Genomic DNA, 20,841 nt, shown 5'->3' on the forward strand with positions numbered 1-20,841 from the left:
TCTTTTACATTTTTACCGCTCCGATGTACCAAAAAAAGTGGCCGAAACCCGCTTTTTTACGTAGAGTATGACCAAAACGGAAACATGACAGCCGATGCCAATAAGGGCATAACCAGCATTAGCTATAACCACCTTAATCTGCCCACGAAAGTAACCATCGACAATGGTAGCGATAACGGTACGATAGACTATGTGTACGATGCCATAGGTATTAAATTGCGAAAAGAGATTTCAGGGAGCAGTACAGGCACTACGGAATACGCTGGCAATTATATCTATAAAAATGGACAGTTGCAGTTCTTCGATCATCCAGAGGGCTATGTTGAGCCTGACGGTTCAGGGGGTTATGATTACATTTATAATTATATTGACAACGTAGGCAACATAAGGCTTAGCTATACCGATGCCGATAACAACGGGAGTATAGACCCTGCCAACGAGATAATCGAGGAGAACAATTATTATCCTTTTGGGCTTGAACATAAAGGGTACAATAATGTTGTCAATGGTACGGAAAATAACTATCAGACCTTTATGGGAAAAGAGCATCAACAAGAGTTAGGTCTGGAAACCTACGACTTCGGGGCAAGGAACTATGACCCAGCCCTAGGAAGATGGATGAACCTTGACCCGTTGGCGGAACAAATGAGGAGGCATAGCCCATATAACTTTGCATTTAACAACCCATTACGTTTCATAGATCCTGACGGGATGGCTCCAAATGATGTTGTTATTACTGGCGGTGAAAGTCAGGCAGCTTTTGATGATTTGCAAGCCTCAGTACAAACTGAATTGACCCTTGCAAAAGATGCTAATGGTAATGTAACTTATACACAAGTCGGTACGGGAACATTATCTAGTGATGCTCAACAATTAGTAGATGCGATTGATGACCATAGCATTGAAGTCAATCTAGTGGCTGAGGATACTGAATTTACTGCATCGGGAAGTTTTTATGTTGGAGGAGCTTTTTCAGGGAATACAGTTACTAATAGTCCAAGTGGAAATACTGTTGACGCTACTCAAGAAGTTAATCCAGAGGTCCTATCAAAGTTTGGAGATGCTAACAGTAAACCCGGAGCAGGAACATTGCATGAAGTTACTGAAGCCTATCAAGGGGCATTGGTATCTCAAGCGTCGGGAGTATCTTCTCCGGCAGCAAATCAACCAAGAACAGTTTACGCTACGGCTCACGCAAACGCTACTGCTCAACCTGGGACTATTACAGTCCGTTATCTTGGGGCAGACCAAAATAGAGGACGAGGAGTTGTGCTTGGTGGTTATACACTAGGTAATGCACCGCCTTCAGGTACTCAGAGAGCACAGTATATATCGAATGGGGTTGTTATACAGGAATTTCCAAAATGACATAAGATGATTATGAAAAAAATTTATATAGGACTATTAATTTTAGGTATGGCTTCTTGCAAAAGTGTCAAGACGCAAGAAAATATTCCTTCAACTGAAATTGACCTTTCGACAGCAATGAGAGGTAAGGTTTATAAAATCGACTCGTTAAACAATTACTATTTGATATATGTATCTGATGAGAAGTTATCCTATAAAATTGTTTCAGAAAAAGTAAATAAATCTACTTGCAATGAAATCATGATAGATTCCACCTACAATTTTAAAATCAATCAATTGACGAGCGATACTCCACCGCCAGAAGGTAATTCAAATATACCTACACCGATAAATCATTTAGATATTGCAAGATGTGTTAAGTTTAGCGGCAATACTGAAATATGTACTGAACCCGGAATAAACAATCTATATTCATCATCCAATTTGACAGGATTATGTATTGTGAAAAAGAAAGAATCTAAGTGAATCGGAGATGACAGAAACATAAACCGCCCACCGAGGCGGTTTTTTATTGCGCCAGTTTTTGGGTAAGGTCTGCCTTTAGCACGAAAGCGGAAAGAAAATCCTTAACGGTCTCCTTTTGTTTGCTCGAAAGTTTTTGCCCCGCTCCCGCCAGTTTGCAACTGGTGGCGTACCGAGTAAGAAAACAATAGACTGTTTAACCATTTAAAACAGGTATCCATAAATTTCGTTGCGATACATATGTTTTATAGTTTCCTATTGCAGTAGGAAAGGAAACTTTAGTAATGATATTTTTAGATAAATAAGGCTGTTTTCAAAGCTTTGTATATCCAAATTAAATAAAGAATTTACTTTCAATAGCATCTATATTTTCTGTACCTTCATGCTACCAATGAAACCATAACATGAAATATTTTAAAGCCTACTGGACAATTGCACTAGGAGTACTTTTTTTATTGGGGTGTAACGCATACAAAGCCCAAAAACAAGAAGCCCAATTAAACTTTCCAGCGTTGGGGACCCTAATAAAAACAAAGGGAGATTTATGGTACAATGCGGTGGAACAAGTAGGTGTTCCAGATTGGTCCGCCCTTAAAGTCGATGTACAACAACTCCCGTTCAATAGGACCAGTTATGGCTCCTATGCCAGGTATATGGAGCAAGCGGGCAAGATCAACAGCATTGCCTATGTAGATTCGTTGCCCTACAAACCAAAGTACCTACGGTTACAGCTTTTGGACAAATTGGGGATGACCCAATTGCTCAATACGGATACGCACAGAGCACTCCGCTCCTATATTGCCCAAGATGAGGGTTATAAATTGGTAACGGGATTGGACATTACGGTTTCGGAAACGGAAATGCCAAGTTTCTTGCAAGCCGAGGCCGTTCAGCTTCAAAAAGATGTTTACGGGAACATACAGCTTGCAACCATAAACGGAACAACGGAAAACAGGTATTTTTTCTCGGAGCTTCAAATATTTGGTTATCAGTATGCCAACTTTTGCTGGGGAGAGGACAGGTATCACAATCTGATCATCGAAAACCTGTTGTCCGAAAAAGAAAAATGTCCAAAAGGAACATATTTGAAGTCCATCAAAGTGAACAGCGATAGATCATATCTAAAATTTTAGCGAATGGGAAAAAAGAACATGTATATTCTGGTCGTGGTTTTATTGGCGTTTTTGGGCTGTGAGGATATTCTGGAAGTTCCGGATATTTCTGACCAAACCGTTCCTGTCCTAGCTCCTTTGGAGGGAAGTATTTTGACGTCTAACGAAGTGGGGTTCAATTGGCAACGCATTGATGATGCCACTCGGTTCAACATTCAAATTGCAACGCCCAATTTTGAGAATGCCACCCAAATCGTATTGGACAGTATTATTGTGGAAGATACCTTGGGAAATATTGAGACTAGAATCGTGCAGGATCTTTTTAACGGAACGTACACATGGCGCATAAAAGCATTGAACAGCGATTACGAAACTGCCTATACCTTGAACAGTTTTCAGGTAAACGGTGATGAGGACCTCGATATAATTCCACCCAATACCCCACAACTGGCAACGCCTGCCAATGGAGCATCGCAGAGTGACGCCACAGTAAATTTTTCTTGGACAAGGGAAGATGTTCCCGGAACCGCGGAACGGGACAGTATTTTTATTTTCTCGGATGAAAGCCTACAAAACTTGGTTACAAAAGCTTTGGGCGCCAACAAGACATTCTCAACAAACGTAGCTACGGGTACTTTTTATTGGCGCGTGCGGGCCTATGATGCCGCTGGTAATGAAAGTGATAACAGCACTACATTTAATTTTACAGTTGAGGAGTGAGCAAAAATGTAAAGACATATCTATTGTTGGGTCTGGTTCTGGCCATATGGGGCATCATTGGGTTTAGGATACTCGGTGTTTTTTCTCCAGAGCGAGAAGCGGTAGTCGCTGTTGAAAAGCTAAATTTTAAACCCAAGGAGATCGTAGAAAGGGATACGTTCAGCATTCTAGCGGATTATCGAGATCCTTTTCTGGGAACGCTGAGTGCCACTAAAAAAAAGACCGGCACCTCTTCTAGACCCAAGCCACCTGTGGTAGCGTTTCCGAATATCATGTATACGGGCCTGATTACGGACCAGCAAACAAAAGCCAATATTTTTTTTGTGACCATAGCGGGCAAGCAATTCCTTATGCAAAAAAGGGGGATGGAAAATGAAGTCACTTTGATAAGCGGAAACGGGAAACATATCAAAGTACGGTACAAGGGAAAACTAAAAACGATACCATTACAAGGTGCAAATCAATACTAAAATAAAGGCTGGTGCACTGCAATTTGTGCTTCTTGTCGGTGCCGTGATAGCAGTGCTTCTATTAACCTTTGCCTTATTGCACCAATCCCACGTACTTTTTGGTAAAAAAACATCCAAGACCATTGAGGTAATCAAAAAAGCCGATTTGGCCCTTAACTACGCCATGCAGCAGAACATTGCGATCAATGATTCGGTAACATTAAAAATGCCGTCGGCTGATGGTGTCGAGGTGTCGGTCCTAAAATCATTTTGGGGTGTCTTTGAGAAATATGTTGTCACGTCCAAGTTTAAAAAAACTATGTTCGTAAAAACAGCGTTGGTCGGTGGAGCTGTGGATGAACAGTTCCCTGCATTATACCTTAAGGACAATGACCGTCCCATGATCATAGCGGGAAGCGCCAAAATAACCGGAGATGCCTATTTACCGGAACAGGGTATACGACCAGGAACCATAGGGGGACAGTTTTACCGATTCAATTTACCCATTTATGGTACTGTAAAAAAGAGTTCCAAGACGTTCCCCACTATCGAGACTTCCCTAAAAAATCATTTAAAACAACTTTCGAGCCGTGGGAACGGTGGTTTTAGGAATGACAACATACGTTTTTCCGAAGGGTTGAAACTTGTAAATTCTTTTGAATCGTCAACGCAATATATCTATGGCGATATGATGAGATTGTCCAATGTGGACTTGCGTGGCAATATTATGATTTGGGCAACCCAGCAAATAAATGTGGGCCGGAATTCGCAGCTAAAAGATGTGGTGCTCGTAGCACCCAAAATCGTTATAGAAAATGGTTTTAGCGGTGTATTGCAGTGCATAGCCACAAAAAGTATTGAGGTTGAAAGCAAAGTAGCTTTGGATTATCCCTCGGCCTTGGTAGTAAATAAGGGCAATAGACCCAACCCTAAAGACCAGTCAGAACCAAACATTCAGATAGGGGAACATGTCTCGATAAAGGGTATTGTTGCCTATTTGGAAGAAGCTGATGAAGGAAATTTTTCCCCACAGATAACGATAGCAGAAAACACGACAGTTTTTGGTGAGATTTATTGTGAAAAGAACTTGGAACTCAAAGGAGCGGTTATGGGTAATGTCATAACGGATGCCTTTATTGCCCTAGAAAATGGAAGTGTTTATCAGAATCATCTGTTCAATGGCACAATAGACGTAACGTTGTTGCCTATGGCATATTCAGGCGTATTGTTCACTAAAGAAAAAGCGCTGGCCAAATGGCTGTACTGAGGAAGATCAAAGCATCCACCCTAATGGAAACGATGGTAGGTACGGTGCTTATCGTGGTCATTTTCATGCTGTCCAGTTTAGTGATGAACTCGCTGTTTTCCTCTCAGGTAAAAGGAAATCTTCAGCCTATACATACATATTTAGACCAATTGGAATACCAACTTATCAATGGAAAAGTAACCCTACCATTTTTTGAAGAATGGGAAACATGGAATATTGCTATTGGAGAGGTTCAGGAAGATGGAACGATCAGTATTGAAGTGACCGAAAAAGAAGCTATTGGATCAAGGACGATAAAAAGAAAAATCCATTATGTCGAAAACCTGTAAAAAAATAAAGGCCTTCACATTGAGTGAAATGTTGGTCGTGTTGTTATTGACCCTAATTGTGGTGGGACTGGCGTTTTCTGTTTTAGGTTTGGTACAAGGGCAGATGAACGATATACAAATAAGTTATGAAGAGCGAGCACAGGACAATCTTTTGCAACAAGCGTTATGGATCGATTTTAATTCCTATTCCAATATTTATTTTTCATCACAAGAGGGAGCACTAGTATTGGCCAACGAGATTGAAAAGAAAGAATATCGTTTCCGAAAAGAATATGTGGTAAATGAAAACGATACGATTTTCACCGATTTCAAAATAAACAAGGCTTTTTTTTGGGGCAAAGAAGTGAACAGTGGTAAGGTAGATGCTCTAGAATTTATAAATGAAGGCGAGCAGATCAAGACACTCTTCGTTTACAAAAGAAATGCAGCTACAGATTTTATGAATTGATATGGGATTTAAACTGGAAAATACAAATAGTGGCACCGTAACGAGTCTCAATGAAACAAAGAGCGCGGAAAAAACGTCTATTTTAGAACGTGAGTTGACTTTTTTTGGAAAATCGTTCTCCAATAAAAAAAAGGAAGATTTCTACACAGAGCTAAGTGTGCTCCTAAAGGCTGGGATTACCCTTAAAGAAGCCCTGAAACTCATTGAGGAAGGGCAGAAAAAAGAACAGCAAAAAGTTTTGTTCAAAGATTTGGGAGAGCGTTTGCTCGCTGGAAACAGTTTTTCCGAAGCCATAAAGGACAGAAAAGAATTCTCGGAATATGAGTATTATTCGATTAAGATCGGCGAGGAGTCTGGAACCCTTACCACCATTACAAACGAATTGGGGTCGTTTTTTGCCAAGAAGAACGAACAACAACGAAGTTTGGTCAACGCACTTACCTATCCCATAATAATTTTGATTACTGCGGTCTTAGTAGTGATTTTTATGCTACGAATGGTCGTACCCATGTTTCAGGATATTTTTAAACAGAACAATGTCGATCTTCCATGGATTACCGAATTTATTGTTGCGGTTTCGGATTTTATCAAAGATTATGGATGGTGGCTTGTATTCATCATCATTGGAGTGTTGCTGCTGCGAAAAGTTCTTTTTGGCAATGATTGGTTTAAAAGAAAACTGGATTATTTGTTGATAAAGGTCCCATATTTGGGAAGCTTTCTTAAAGCAGTATACTTGGCCCAATTTACAAGGGCTATCAGCCTCTTGACAGCTTCTAAAGTTCCCGTTCTCAACAGTATCGAACTTGCTGGGAAAATGATAAGTTTTTATCCCTTGCAGGATGCTCTGGAGATTGTGAGCACCAAAATCCTACAAGGGGAAAGTTTGAGCAATAGTCTTAAAGGCAATAAGGTGTTTAGCAATAAGATGATATCAATGGTCAAAGTTGCGGAAGAGACCAATCAAACCGAGTTTATGTTCGAACGATTGAACCAGCAGTACAGTGTTGAGGTACAACAAAAATCAAAACTATTGAGTACGTTATTGGAACCCATGATCATTTTGATCGTTGGTGTTTGTGTGGGAGTGATACTGGTTGCGATGTACTTGCCAATGTTTAAACTGGGCAGTGTGCTTGGATAGTTTTTATGGAGTTGATTTTATTTTTGTAAAAAAAGCATTTAAATATCAAAGTGAAAATCGTATTTTTAGTATTGCAAGACAACATTTTATTTACATCGATTTGTACAATTTTGAACCGAGTTTAGTTTTCGGTTAATCATTCAAAAAATAATATGTAAAAATCTGATAGTTAGTATATTGTGATGATAGAATTAGTTCTGTCATCCTGACGAACCACTTTTCAAGTGGCACCAAAACACTGTTAATCGTATGAATTTCAGTGTTTTTTCGTTTTTCTAATATCAAATGATATCAAACAAAACCAAACTAAAAGTTACCTAAGAAATTGAACCAGTAAATCAATTACTACTGGTAATAACCAACCAAAAGACGAATAAGAACCTTAAGGAAATGACCAAAGCCCCAAACTAAACCAACTTTCCAAACTTTTTGTCTAATCTCAATAGACAATGGTGTAATGGCCGCTAAACGATCTGGTCCAGAAACTACATGTAATAACAATGCGACTAAACCTGCAAGTATAGGAAAGCCCATTAGTTAGTTTAGAAACAACAATTTAGGGATTTCTATTTTAGAATGATATCAACAAACCTAAAATATTATGGGATATTTTCTATGGTAACTATCTTACATAAGCAATTGTATCTTTTTGATATGAAATAGAAAAATATCTATTGACTATTTTAAAATAATCTAAATTTATATTGCTGAAAATCAGTTATTTAAATTGTTTCTAACAATGCCCAATCTTAATTTTATAATAAATTTAAAAACGAATTGTTATGGCAATAAGATTAGGAAATAGTTGTATTAATTGTGAAAACTTGGTTGAAGGCAATACCTGTAAAGTACATGGTGTTAAAGTAGGCAATAGTTATACTTGTGATAGTTTCGAAATGAAGCAGGCACTTAAGAACGATACCAATTGTGTATCATGTATACGATTTGAGGCGAGTGATTGTGCGAATCCGCAAAAAGCTGCTCCCGGAATGTCCTGTAACCACTGGGCACCACAGCAAGCTTCAGCTTAAATTAGAACTAAAAAATACATATAAAAAAGGTCAGCTTAAATAGTTGGCCTTTTTTTATTGATCCGATTATAACAATTTTACAATTGCACAAAATTGTATAGAGTAGGTGTAACTTTGCTGTGTAACTATTTTACTACTCTTCCCTTTATCCTTTTAGAACCAATTCGGGTTCAATTTTCAATATCCATTCAATTATTGTTTCTTATATCAAGAACTAACTCATATTAAACTTTCATATATCTGTAAACCGAATCTGAGAAAGCTGACCTAGTTTTGACCATCAAGAAACAAAGGTTGATGCTATGGATTTTCTTCATCATACTTATTTAAACAGATTAAATATAAATTAATTTCCCGTGTAAAAATATTTTATTAGTTTTGTCTAAAAATAATTTATGATTAGGTTAAAATTAAATAGATGCGCCTAAAAAAATACTTTTTGTTGAGCTTGATTATTTCAAGTTTAAGTATTTCTGCCCAAACCGATCAAGCTACAATTACAGGTAAGGTTACTTCTGGTGATGAAGCTATACCTTTTGCAACTGTTTTTGTGAAAAATGGAACGGAAGGAACTACCACAGATATGAAAGGCTATTACGAATTGAATGTAAATCCAGGTGAACTTACGTTGCAAATCAGCTCTCAGGGATATAGAAAAACAACAAAAATAATTACGGTAGAAGCAAATGAAGCCGTTACATTAAATTTTGAAGTTATTGAGGATGCCTTGGGATTGGATGAAATTGTTATTAGCGCCACAAGAAACCGTGTTGAGCGTCGAAGTGCACCTGTGGTGGTTTCTACTTTAAGATCCAAATTACTGACTGCAACCCAGTCTATCACACTGGCAGATGGCCTTAATTATGCTCCTGGTGTACGGGTAGAGACAAACTGCCAAAATTGTGGATTCACCCAAGTGCGCTTAAATGGGTTAGATGGTGGCTATACCCAGATTTTATTAAATAGTAGGCCTGTGTTTAGTTCGTTGATAGGTGTTTATGGGCTGGAGCAAATACCTACCAATATCATTGAACGGGTTGAGGTCGTTCGTAGTGGCGGTTCGGCACTCTATGGCTCAAATGCAATTGCCGGGACCGTTAATGTGATTACAAAAGACCCTGTTTTTAATACTTGGGAAATCGGTACAAACCTAGCCTTGGTGGATGGTGAAGCGGCAGACCGTATTCTTACTTTCAATACCTCGGTTGTAGCCGATGATTTGAATAGTGGCTTTACCCTTTTTGGAACATACCGTAACCGAGAAAGCTACGATGCGAACGATGATGGATTTTCGGAACTTGTAGAAATACGAAACAATACAGTCGGCACTAAGGCTTTTTTAAGACCTACGGACCGTAGTAGAATTTCGGTGAATTTAAATGCTATTCGGGAATATCGTAGGGGAGGGGACCGTTTGGATTTGGCACCCCAGTTTACGGATATCACAGAAGAGTTGGACCACGATACGTTTATTGGAGGAGCAGATTATGAACTGTCAAGCAAAGACAATACCGATAAATTTCAAGCTTACACTTCAGCATCTTATACAAACCGAGATAGTTATTACGGTGGTCTTGGAGGAGAAAGAACACGTCAAGACAGTATTTTGGCCAATAATGCCTTTGGGACTACAAAAGATTTGGCATGGGTGAATGGGCTACAATACACAAAAGCCTTTAAAAATAATGATGTGTTAACTGTAGGAACCGAATTTAACCATACAGAAACCGAGGATATTATTGATGGCTACGATAGGTTGATTGACCAAAACGTTAACGCAATAGGAGGATACGCGCAGTATGAATGGAAGCCCACAGAAAAATTCAGCGCATTGATTGGTGCCCGTTTGGATAATGTAACCGTAGATGGGAATTACTCCATTGGAGGCATAGATAGAGGTGTTGATATTGGCCAAACAGCAATTTCTCCAAGGTTTACCCTATCTTATCAGTTCACCGAAGAGTTAAAGTTTAGGGGAGGGTATGCTAGAGGGTTTCGAGCACCACAAGCGTTCAATGAAGATTTGCATATATCAAGTGTAGGCGGTGAACCCCAATTTGTAATTCTTACAGATGACCTGAATACGGAATATTCCAATGCATTTACAGGTTCTTTCAACTATTCTAAATCAATAGGACTATTACAAATGGATTTTTTGGTCGAAGGATTTTACACCACCTTAGAAGATCCGTTCACTTTAGTAAGCACCGGCGCAGTTTTGGATAATGGTTCTATCTTAGAAGAAGTTCGTAATGGTTCGGGTGCCACAGTATATGGTTCCAATTTTGAATTTGGAATTTCTCCCGACCCCAAATGGCAATTTCAGTTAGGTGGCACGCTCCAAAAAGCGGAATTTGATGAACCCCAAATATTGTTTGAGACCGATGGCACTCCGGGAGAGTCGGATATCATTGTAGACGAGTTTGTAAGAAACCCCAATTTTTACGGATACTTGAATACTGCTTGGGTACCGAGTAAAGCCTTTAACGTAGATGTCACAGGAACCTATACCGGTGGAATGACGGTACCCTTGGTTATAAGTGACACAGGGTTTTTACAATTGAACGAGGTAGATGCGTTTTTTGACTTGAACATTAAATTGGAATCACATGTTGATTTTAACGATAACTTCATGGTTACTTTTTCAGGTGGGGTAAAGAACATATTCAACAGTTTTCAAGATGACTTTGATACAGGGCCCAATAGAGATTCCGACTATATTTATGGACCTAACGCTCCAAGAACCTTTTTTATAGGTGTCAAGTTTGGAAAATTACATTAGCAAACATTTAATTTTATATGAATTGCGTTTAATAAAAAAGGGTCGCTTATTTGTATCTTTAAAAGAATTGGTAATTCAAAAGCAATGATAGGTGATGACCCTTTTTTCGATAATAACTACTATGTATTTTAAGAGGCTTTTATTTTTTGGTTTTTGTATACTCTCAATGTATACAGGACTTTCGCAACAGGATACAATCAAATGGTTAAGTTTTGAACAATTGGAGTCTGCTCTGGCCGAAAAACCTAAAAAAGTCTTCATCGATTTTTATGCCGATTGGTGTGCCTACTGTAAAAAAATGGATAAAGTTGCATTTAAGAACCCAGAGGTCATTACAAGATTGAATACAGCATATTATGCTGTCAAAATGAATGCGGAATATAAAGATAGCATACAATTTGGGGGAGCTATATTCTTTAATAAAGAGTTGGGCAAGAAGCGAAATCCTACCCATGAAATCCCATTAATGCTAGCATCCAGAGAAGGAATGCCATTTTCATTACCTGCGGTGATTCTTTTAGATGAGCATTTTAAGGTCAAGGCACGATATTTTGAGTATCTATCACCAAAAAAAATGATAGAAGTTTTATCGGACTAATTCGTTTTCAAAGCCTTTCTTAATTCGTTTTTCTCTTTATTGATTATCAATTATAATAACTATTGCATCTAAATTTCAACAATATCCGTTTAAAATTTAAACGTTTAAATCTATATATTTGAAGCATGCAAAAAAGGGTTTCCTTAAAAGACATCGCAAAGAAAGCTGGAGTTTCCATTGCCACGGTTTCCTATGTGCTCTCCAAACAAAAAAATAGTGGCGTTAGCGAAGAGGTTTCGGATAAAATCAGGAAAATAGCCAAGGAACTTAACTATAGACCCAACCAGATTGCCAAAAGCCTTCAGAGCGGTAAAAGCCATACTATTGGATTGATCGTGGCAGACATATCCAATCCTTTTTTTGCCCAAATTGCAAGAATTGTAGAGGACGAAGCAAAAAAAAACGGATACACCGTAATCTTCGGAAGCTCGGATGAAAAAGCTTCAAAATCGGGAGATTTGATTAAATTTTTATTGAACCGACAAGTGGACGGTTTTATCATTGCACCCTCTGAAGCTTCGGAAAATCAACTACAACAACTAAAGGAACAAAAAGTACCTTTTGTTTTGATTGACCGCTATTTCCCAGAAATAGAAACCAATTTTGTTGCAATAGATAATCAGAAAGCAGCTTTTGAAGCCGTTAGTAGATTAAAAGCCAATGGGAAAGAAAGAATAGGGATGATTGCCTATGATACGAAATTGCACCATATGAAAGAGCGGGTAAAGGGGTATCGAGATGCTCTTACTAGTGAAAAATATCAAGACCAATTGCTTCAGGAAGTTGAGTTTTCAAAGATTAAGGAAGACGTACCAAAAGCTATTGACAAACTATTGAGTGGAGAATATCCTGTTGATGCCATTTTTTTTGCAACTAATACGCTGGGGGTAACAGGCCTAAAATATTTTAACGAGCAGAATATTAATGTTCCCGACGATATTGCAGTAATAGTTTTTGATGAAAGTGAAGCTTTCGACTTTTTTTATTGCCCGCTAACCTTTGTACAACAACCATTATCAGACTTGGCAAAAAAAGCAGTAAATGTATTAGCGGAGCAGATAAATAAACCTACTGATAAAGTATCCAAGATATACTTGAACACCAAGCTTGTCATAAAAAAATCCTGTAGTTAGTCATGCTAATTTCCCTTTAAAATTATATTACCTGATATATTTTATTTGTCACTTAAACGTTTAAGTAATATATTTGATGGCAATGTTGACAGTTTTAAACACAAAAAGCTTCAAATAGTATTCAGAATTCCTGTTGGTTTTTTTCTTGGAGATAGTTATCAACTCAAATTATATGGCGTTCCAAAGAATAACTTTGAAGTAAGTAAGATATGATACCTATGAGAAAAACGCTTACCATTCTTGTACTCTTCTCCATTACAGTCGCTTTTTCCTGCAAGGATAATAATGAAAATAAAAAACAACAAATGTCAAATACCACTGACCAAAAAGGGAATTTTGCTTATGACGAAGCTTTTTTGAAAACATGGGACAAGAACCTCGTCATATTGGAATCAGGGAGTTGTAAAATTGCAGTTTCGGGCAAATATCAAGCAAAGGTTTTTACGTCTACTGCCACAGGACAAGAAGGGAGAAGTCTTGGTTGGATCAACTACGAAGCTTTTGGAAAAACAAATGCACATATGAATGCCTACGGAGGCGAGAACCGATTTTGGTTAGGCCCTGAAGGCAATGTATTTTCCCTCTTTTTTAAACCCGGGGACGAAATGGATTTTAACAACTGGAAGACACCAGCTCCAATAGATAGCGAACCTTGGAGAATTGTTGAAAAGTCGGATACCTTCGTTGCCATGGAATCCAACATGGAACTTAAGAACTACTCGGACCATGACTTTACCATCAAAGCAGAACGAAAAGTTACCTTACTTTCTAACGATCAAATCAAAGAGTTGCTCCAAATTCAAGCTTTGGAATTAAAGATGGTGGGCTACCGTACCGAAAACGTGATTATCAATAGTGGTAGTGAAGCATGGACAAAAAGGACTGGAGCCCCTTGCATTTGGATTTTGGATATGTTTCCACCATCAGACAAGACCAACATAGTTATACCTTACAGAACTGATGCTACAGGTGAAGTGGCGACTACGGATTACTTTGGTGAAATCCCTGATGATCGAATCACCTACGATAATGGGATGTTATTCTTCAAAGCGGATGGAAAGTCACGGGGTAAACTAGGGATTCCACCACAGAGAGCTACTAATTTGGCGGGTAGTTATGATGCTATTAATAAAGTATTGACTATTACACTTTTCGATGTTGATGCCGGTGCAACATACCTTAACCAAGAATGGAAACTTGATGGAGACCCGTTTAAAGGCGATGTCGTAAATGCATACAACGACGGGCCTTTGGAAGACGGTTCCCAAATGGGGCCCTTCTATGAAATCGAGAGTGTTTCCCCTGCTGCTTTTTTACAACCGCAGGAATCCTTAGAGCACAATCATACTGTTTTCCATTTTATTGGTGAGACCGAACAATTAAATCAAGTGTCCAAAGCAGTATTTGGTATCACATTGAAAGAAATTACGAACGCATTATAAACCTAAAAAAATGTCTAAAAATAACTACCCCAAAATAGGTATTCGTCCCATTATTGATGGAAGATTAGGTGGAGTACGGGAATCGTTGGAAGCCACTACCATGAACTTGGCAAAAAGTGTAGCTAAATTATTTAGTGAAACACTTAAATATCCTGATGGGAGTCCTGTGGAATGTGTGTTGCCAAACTTTTGTATTGGCGGCGTTAAAGAAGCAGTTGAATGCGGCGAACTTTTCAAATTACAAAATGTTGGGGTATCACTTTCGGTTACACCCTGTTGGTGTTATGGCACCGAAACCATGGATATGAATCCCTTGGTACCCAAGGCTATTTGGGGATTCAACGGTACCGAGCGCCCTGGAGCTGTATATTTGGCGGCTACTCTGGCTGCCCATAACCAAAAGGGATTGCCCGCTTTTGGAATTTATGGTGAAGATGTTCAAGACTTGGATGATACTACAATAACACCAGATGTAAAAGCGAAATTACTGCAATTTGCCAAAGCAGGTCTAGCCGTAGCAATAATGAGAAATAGGAGCTACTTGGCCATAGGAAGTGTATCCATGGGCATTGCAGGATCAATGATAGACCCTGATTTTTTTCAGGATTTCTTGGGAATGCGGAATGAATATGTGGACTCCACCGAAGTGCTCAGACGTATTCAAAATGAAATCTACGATAAGGAGGAGTACCAAAAAGCATTGGAATGGACAAAAGCAAATTGTAAGGAAGGTGCCGATTTCAACGAAGATGAAAAGCAACGTAATGCTGAGCAGAAAAAACAAGATTGGGAGTTTGTAGTAAAAATGACCCTGATTATACGTGATTTAATGGTAGGTAATCCCAAACTAGAAGCAACGGGTCATGGTGAAGAAGCTTTAGGGCATGATGCATTGGTCTCTGGCTTTCAAGGACAACGACAGTGGACGGATTTTCTCCCAAATGGTGACTTTTCAGAGGCGATTCTAAATTCATCCTTTGATTGGAACGGTCTTCGCGCACCTTACATGGTTGCAACAGAGAACGATGCACTCAACGGGGTTTCGATGCTGTTCAATTATCTGTTGACGAATACCGCACAAATTTTTGCTGATGTACGCACATATTGGAGCCCTGACGCGGTGGAGCGTGTTACAGGTTGGAAACCTGAGGGTATTGCTTCCAATGGTTTTATCCATTTGATAAATTCAGGTTCTGCTGCTTTGGACGGTACTGGTCAGCAATCAAATGAAGGAAAACCTGTGATGAAGCCTTTTTGGGAAATCGACCAGAACGAAGTGGATGCCTGTTTGGAGGCAACCACATGGTATCCTGCCAACTTAGGCTATTTTAAGGGTGGCGGATTCTCCTCAAACTTCCTTACCAAAGGAGGAATGCCCGTAACCATGTGCCGACTTAATTTGATTAAGGGGTTGGGACCGACTCTCCAAATTGCAGAAGGATATACCATTGATTTACCTAAAAAAGTACACGATACCTTGGATAAACGAACCGACCTTACCTGGCCGACAACTTGGTTCGTTCCAAAAACAACGGGTAGTGGATCATTTGTGGATGTCTATTCCGTAATGAACAACTGGGGATCTAATCATGGGGCTATCAGCTATGGTCATATTGGTCACGAATTGATTACCCTATCGTCTATGCTAAGAATTCCAGTATGTATGCACAATGTTGAAGATGAACGTATTTTTAGACCTTCAGCATGGGGTGCGCATGGAATGGACAAAGAAGCTGGTGATTATAGGGCTTGTGAAAATTATGGCCCATTGTACGGGAAATGATATTTGAACAATGAACAATGAACAATGAACAATGCTCTTGCTGAGCGCAGTCGAAGCAAACAACCAACAACGAACAATGACCAATAAACAAGAAAATACTTCCAAGGGCATTCCAGTTATTATGAAAGATAACAAGTGGCCTTTCATTCTTATTACCAGTTTATTCTTTCTGTGGGGGTTGGCCAATAACATGACAGATACCCTTCTGGCGGCCTTTAAGAGAATCATGAGTATGACCGATTTTCAGACCTCATGGATACAAATGGCATTTTATGGTTCCTACTTTTTATTGGCATTACCAGCTGCAATCCTGATAAAAAAGTATACGTATAAAATAGGTGTGCTGGTCGGATTGGGACTTTTTATAGCGGGTGCGCTGCTTTTTTACCCAGCAAGTATAACCATGGTATACGGACATTTCTTGGCGGCACTTTTTATTTTGGCGGGAGGTCTATCCATTTTGGAAACCGCGGCCAACCCATACATCATTTCTATGGGACCTGAAGAAACGGCAACCCGTAGGTTGAATCTTGCCCAATCATTTAATCCAATCGGATCGATAACAGGAATTTTGTTGAGCAAATTCTTTATCCTTTCAAACCTCAATCTTTTAGATGCTAACGAAAGATCTATTATGGGAGCTAACGAGCTTAAGACTATACAATCCGAGGAACTTGGGTCGGTGATGGGCACTTATGTGGGGGTGGCCTTTTTTTTATTGTTGGTCTGGATGATGGTTCGATTTACCAAAATGCCGACCGTAAAGGAAAAAACGAAGAACCTCGATATTGGAGGCTCAATAAAGCGCTTATTGGGCAACCGCAATTATTGTTGGGCGGTCATAGCTCAGTTTTTCTACATGGGAGCGCAAATAGGGTTGTGGTCCTACACCATAAGATATGTCATGCAAGAGTTGCAAAAAAACGAAGATAATGCCTCTGTCTATTATTTGGCATCTATTGTCTTGTTTTCTTGCTCCAGATTCGTATTCACTGCTTTGATGAAGTTTATAGAACCAAGACGATTGTTATCCTTTGCTGCAATTTTAGGTGCAGTATGTACCCTTGTGGTAATCTATGGCAACGGTTTGATAGGAGTGATTTCGTTGGTACTGGCTTCAGCTTGTATGTCACTCATGTTCCCTACAATCTATGGTCTCGGTATGCAAAAATTGGGTGACGATGCCAAAATCGGTGGTTCGGGCTTAATTATGGCGATTCTAGGTGGAGCGGTACTTACAGGTATTCAAGGTGTTGTGTCTGATAAAACAGGGAGCATCCATCTTTCATTTTACGTACCGCTGCTATGTTTTTTGGTCGTGGCCCTGTATGCGTGGGTTCAAAAAAGCCTACAGCAAAAGATAGTATCACCGTAAGAAATAGATGAAGCAATAAAATGGGAAAAGAACATTACGTTATAGGAATTGATTACGGTACGGCTTCGGTACGTGCCTTATTGGTAAATGCGCTTACGGGTGAAGAAATTGCAGTTTCGGAATTTGAATACCCGAGATGGAAAAAAGGAATGTATTGCGACCCTTCCAAAAATCAGTTTAGACAGCATCCTTTGGATCATCTGGAAGGATTGGAACATACCGTGAAAGACGTTGTACAAAAAGGGGGGAAGGACACAGGAAAAAATGTTAGGGCCATTTCGGTGGATACCACGGGTTCCACTCCTGTCGCCGTTGATGAAACAGGAATGCCCCTGGCACTAAAGAAAGAATTTGCCGAAAATCCAAATGCCATGTTCTTCTTGTGGAAAGATCATACCGCAATACAAGAAGCAGAGGAAATTAATCAAAATGCCAAAAAATTTAAACAGGATTATCTAAAATATTCAGGAGGTATCTATTCTTCCGAATGGTTTTGGGCAAAACTTTTGCATGCACTTCGGAATGACAATGCCGTTGCCAAAGCATGCCATTCCTGGGTAGAACATTGTGATTGGATACCATTTCTGTTGACAGGGGGGAATGACGCAAAACAAATAAAAAGGGGTATATGTGCCGCGGGACACAAAGCGTTATGGGCAGAAGAACACGGCGGACTTCCCAAAGAAGCATTTTTTTTAACGTTGGACCCGATACTGGGAAAACTCGACCACCCACTTTTCACAAAGACCTTCGACGCGGACGCCAAAGCTGGAAATCTATGTGAAAAATGGGCGGAAAGACTAGACCTCTCTACCAATGTGCTTATTGGAATTGGGGCATTGGATGCTCACATGGGTTCGGTTGGTGGACAGATAGCACCGTATTATTTGAGTAAGGTTATCGGTACCTCAACGTGTGATATGTTGGTAGCTCCGCTATCGGATAAGCTCAAGATGATACAGGGAATCTCCGGACAGGTAACAGGTTCCATAATCCCAGGGATGACTGGCCTTGAAGCTGGGCAGTCCGCTTTTGGCGATGCATATGCTTGGTTCGAAAAGCTGCTTACGGAAACCGCACATACAGCTATAGATGATTGCACTGTCGACCAAAATATAAAAGTTACGTTGTTAAAGGAAATAAGTTCAAACCTATTGAATCGACTGGGTTTGGAAGCGTCTAAATTACCTGTTGATGAACACGCTGAACTTGCTATAGATTGGTTTAATGGGAGACGGACTCCAGATGCTAATCCACACGTTAAAGGTGCTTTTATCAATCTTGATTTGGCAAGCAATGCCGCAAGTATGTATAAAGCATTGGTGGAGGCCACGTGTTTTGGGTCAAAACGTATTGTAGATCATTTTATAGCCAATGGTGTTCCGTTAAAAGGAATCATCGCCTTGGGCGGTATCGCCAGAAAATCGGATTTTGTAATGCAGACCATGGCAGATGTATTGGGCTTGACCATAAAAGTGCACAGATCGGAACAAACTTGTGCTATAGGTGCTGCCATGTTCGCTTCAGTTGTTGCAGGTATCCATCCCAATGTTGAAAAAGCCATGAAGGTTATGGGGCAAGGATTTGATAGGAGATATCAACCAAATAAAAAAAATACCAAAATACTTGAAAAACGTTATGAAATGTACCTGACAACAGGTGCATTTTTGGAGGTGGGAATCAAAAAAGAATGAGTGTTTAAAGAAGAACGACCAAAGCACAATGTTAAAATAAGCGCATATGGAACCTGTATTTGAACGAAGTATTTATTTAAGTAAATTAGTGGGTGCTACTAATATGAATTAAATGAGTTAAATAATTAATTTTTTTCAAAATGATAAACAGAAGGGTATACAAACTCGTTTTTGTTGTATTGGTAGCGGCATTATGCAACTTGTCCTGTAAAATCCAGGAAGAAAGAAAAGTGGACGAAGAAGCTGGCCCCATGAACTTTATAGTCATTTTTGCCGATGACTTGGGATATGGGGATTTGGGCTGTTATGGAAACCCATCCATCAAAACCCCAAACTTAGACAGATTGGCTCAAGAAGGTCAAAAATGGACAAATTTCTATGTAGCGGCAAATGTTTGTTCACCTTCAAGGGCTTCTTTATTGACGGGCAGATTACCCATTAGAAACGGAGTATATTCTAATATAAGAAGAGTATTTTTTCCCGACTCCGAAACAGGGCTTCCCCAAAAGGAAATTACGATTGCAGAATTGTTAAAGACAAAGCAGTACAACACAGCGTGTATTGGAAAATGGCATTTAGGACATAATGACGGGTACTTACCCACCGATCAGGGGTTCGATTATTTTTACGGACTGCCCTACAGTAATGATATGGATCGTGTTGCAGGTATAGGTCATGGAAATGCATCTTTGAATCCGAAAGTGGAATATTTCAATGTTCCGTTGATGAAAAACAAGGAAATCATAGAGCGGCCTGCGGATCAGTATACCATAACCAAACGATATACAGAAGAGTCCGTAAAATTTATCAAGGAAAATACCGATAAACCGTTCTTCCTATACTTGGCCCATTCCATGCCACATGTTCCCCTTTTTGCGTCCCAAGATTTTCAAGACAAAAGTAAAAGAGGATTATATGGCGATGTAGTTGAAGAAATCGATTGGAGTGTTGGAAGGATAATCAAGACGTTGAAGGAAACCGGGTTGGATGAAAATACTTTGGTAATCTTTACTTCGGATAATGGTCCTTGGGCCATCATGAACGATCATGGTGGTAGCGCAGGAATGCTATATGGGGCAAAAGGGACCAGTTATGAAGGCGGGGTAAGGGAACCCGCAATTTTCTGGAGTCCAAAGTTGGTCAAACCAGAAGTGGTCTCCAAAATGGGAAGTACCATGGATTTAATGCCGACATTCATGCATTTGGCAGATATCGAATTACCTAAGGATAGGGAATACGATGGATTCAACATCACACCAGTTTTGAAGGGCGAAGATGAAAATCCAAGAAATGAACATTTCTACTATCACGGCACTATTCTATTTGCTGCAAGAAAAGGCGATTACAAAAAGTATTATTATAAAAACAATCCAATGGGTTATCCCGAGCGAATGGAAAAATTGGATACGCCTGAATTGTACAATGTGCAGTTGGACCCTTCCGAACGCTTTGACATTGCGAAAGAATTTCCAGAAATAATGGTTGTTATTGATGAAATGGTGAATACCCACAGAGCAACTATAGTTAAACCCGAAAGTGAATTGGATAAATTTCCTAAGAAGATTCAAAACTGAAAGAATAATCTTTCATGTACCACTTCTGAAAATAACAAATCTTCATTTTTTAGCCGCAAAAATGTTAAAACAACATATTTAAACGTTTAAGTATTGTTTAAATAGTATTTTTATGTTAGGTTTGTGTTAA

Annotated in this window: 19 protein-coding genes; 18 read left to right on the top strand and 1 reads right to left on the bottom strand. The window is 39.3% G+C overall.

Annotation, left to right across the window (positions count from 1 at the left end; genetic code table 11):
- The 9 genes from KIM67_RS17185 to KIM67_RS17225 form a co-directional block, all read left to right on the top strand.
- The coding region (locus KIM67_RS17185; RefSeq protein WP_213832793.1) for an RHS repeat domain-containing protein at positions 1-1,368 on the top strand (1,368 nt) is incomplete at its 5' end.
- Positions 1,369-1,380: 12 nt separating this feature from the next.
- Positions 1,381-1,833: a hypothetical protein gene (locus KIM67_RS17190; protein ID WP_213832794.1), complete on the top strand. Its 453-nt coding sequence runs from the start codon at positions 1,381-1,383 to the stop codon at positions 1,831-1,833.
- Positions 1,834-2,234: 401 nt separating this feature from the next.
- Positions 2,235-2,963 (top strand): hypothetical protein, encoded by a 729-nt coding sequence (locus KIM67_RS17195; protein ID WP_213832795.1) that lies wholly within the window; start codon positions 2,235-2,237, stop codon positions 2,961-2,963.
- 3 nt (positions 2,964-2,966) lie between these two features.
- Positions 2,967-3,662 (top strand): hypothetical protein, encoded by a 696-nt coding sequence (locus tag KIM67_RS17200; RefSeq protein ID WP_213832796.1) that lies wholly within the window; start codon positions 2,967-2,969, stop codon positions 3,660-3,662.
- Positions 3,659-4,132 (top strand): hypothetical protein, encoded by a 474-nt coding sequence (locus tag KIM67_RS17205; RefSeq protein ID WP_213832797.1) that lies wholly within the window; start codon positions 3,659-3,661, stop codon positions 4,130-4,132. The genes KIM67_RS17200 and KIM67_RS17205 overlap by 4 nt, the downstream gene beginning before the upstream one ends.
- The gene (locus KIM67_RS17210; protein ID WP_213832798.1) at positions 4,116-5,378 is read left to right on the top strand and encodes a hypothetical protein; all 1,263 of its coding nucleotides are present in this window, start codon (positions 4,116-4,118) and stop codon (positions 5,376-5,378) included. Before KIM67_RS17205 ends, KIM67_RS17210 begins: the two co-directional genes overlap by 17 nt.
- Positions 5,366-5,707 (top strand): hypothetical protein, encoded by a 342-nt coding sequence (locus KIM67_RS17215; protein ID WP_213832799.1) that lies wholly within the window; start codon positions 5,366-5,368, stop codon positions 5,705-5,707. Before KIM67_RS17210 ends, KIM67_RS17215 begins: the two co-directional genes overlap by 13 nt.
- Complete coding sequence (locus KIM67_RS17220) at positions 5,691-6,155, top strand: prepilin-type N-terminal cleavage/methylation domain-containing protein (RefSeq protein WP_213832800.1); 465 nt, start codon at positions 5,691-5,693, stop codon at positions 6,153-6,155. The genes KIM67_RS17215 and KIM67_RS17220 overlap by 17 nt, the downstream gene beginning before the upstream one ends.
- Position 6,156: 1 nt before the next feature.
- A complete protein-coding gene (locus KIM67_RS17225) occupies positions 6,157-7,299 on the top strand; it encodes a type II secretion system F family protein (RefSeq protein WP_213832801.1) in 1,143 nt (380 codons plus the stop codon).
- Between the two features lie 345 nt (positions 7,300-7,644).
- Here the strand turns inward: KIM67_RS17225 and KIM67_RS17230 are convergent, their stop codons facing one another.
- Positions 7,645-7,833, bottom strand: a complete 189-nt coding sequence (locus KIM67_RS17230) for a hypothetical protein (protein WP_213832802.1) — start codon at positions 7,831-7,833, stop codon at positions 7,645-7,647.
- 248 nt (positions 7,834-8,081) lie between these two features.
- Here KIM67_RS17230 and KIM67_RS17235 point away from each other — a divergent pair, with 248 nt between their 5' ends.
- The 9 genes from KIM67_RS17235 (at position 8,082) to KIM67_RS17275 (ending at position 20,711) form a co-directional block, all read left to right on the top strand.
- Positions 8,082-8,330 (top strand): hypothetical protein, encoded by a 249-nt coding sequence (locus KIM67_RS17235; RefSeq protein WP_213832803.1) that lies wholly within the window; start codon positions 8,082-8,084, stop codon positions 8,328-8,330.
- Between the two features lie 418 nt (positions 8,331-8,748).
- Positions 8,749-11,112 (top strand): TonB-dependent receptor, encoded by a 2,364-nt coding sequence (locus KIM67_RS17240; protein WP_213832804.1) that lies wholly within the window; start codon positions 8,749-8,751, stop codon positions 11,110-11,112.
- Between the two features lie 166 nt (positions 11,113-11,278).
- Complete coding sequence (locus KIM67_RS17245; protein ID WP_250149306.1) at positions 11,279-11,710, top strand: thioredoxin fold domain-containing protein; 432 nt, start codon at positions 11,279-11,281, stop codon at positions 11,708-11,710.
- Between the two features lie 125 nt (positions 11,711-11,835).
- On the top strand, positions 11,836-12,843 hold the full coding sequence (locus tag KIM67_RS17250) for a LacI family DNA-binding transcriptional regulator (protein WP_213832806.1): 1,008 nt from the start codon (positions 11,836-11,838) through the stop codon (positions 12,841-12,843).
- A 218-nt stretch (positions 12,844-13,061) separates the two neighbouring features.
- Entirely contained in the window at positions 13,062-14,285 is a 1,224-nt protein-coding gene (locus KIM67_RS17255; RefSeq protein ID WP_213832807.1) for a DUF6786 family protein, read from the top strand.
- A gap of 10 nt (positions 14,286-14,295) precedes the next feature.
- Positions 14,296-16,068, top strand: a complete 1,773-nt coding sequence (locus KIM67_RS17260) for an L-fucose isomerase (protein ID WP_213832808.1) — start codon at positions 14,296-14,298, stop codon at positions 16,066-16,068.
- Positions 16,069-16,144: 76 nt separating this feature from the next.
- Positions 16,145-17,443 carry an L-fucose:H+ symporter permease gene (gene fucP, locus KIM67_RS17265; RefSeq protein ID WP_213832809.1) on the top strand — a complete coding sequence of 433 codons (1,299 nt, stop codon included), beginning with the start codon at positions 16,145-16,147 and terminating at the stop codon, positions 17,441-17,443.
- Between the two features lie 20 nt (positions 17,444-17,463).
- Complete coding sequence (locus KIM67_RS17270; protein WP_213832810.1) at positions 17,464-19,137, top strand: ribulokinase; 1,674 nt, start codon at positions 17,464-17,466, stop codon at positions 19,135-19,137.
- A gap of 140 nt (positions 19,138-19,277) precedes the next feature.
- Entirely contained in the window at positions 19,278-20,711 is a 1,434-nt protein-coding gene (locus KIM67_RS17275; RefSeq protein ID WP_250149307.1) for a sulfatase, read from the top strand.
- The last annotated feature ends 130 nt before the right edge of the window (positions 20,712-20,841 follow it).

This window comes from Flagellimonas sp. 389 (genome assembly GCF_018449435.1).
Lineage (GTDB): Bacteria > Bacteroidota > Bacteroidia > Flavobacteriales > Flavobacteriaceae > Flagellimonas.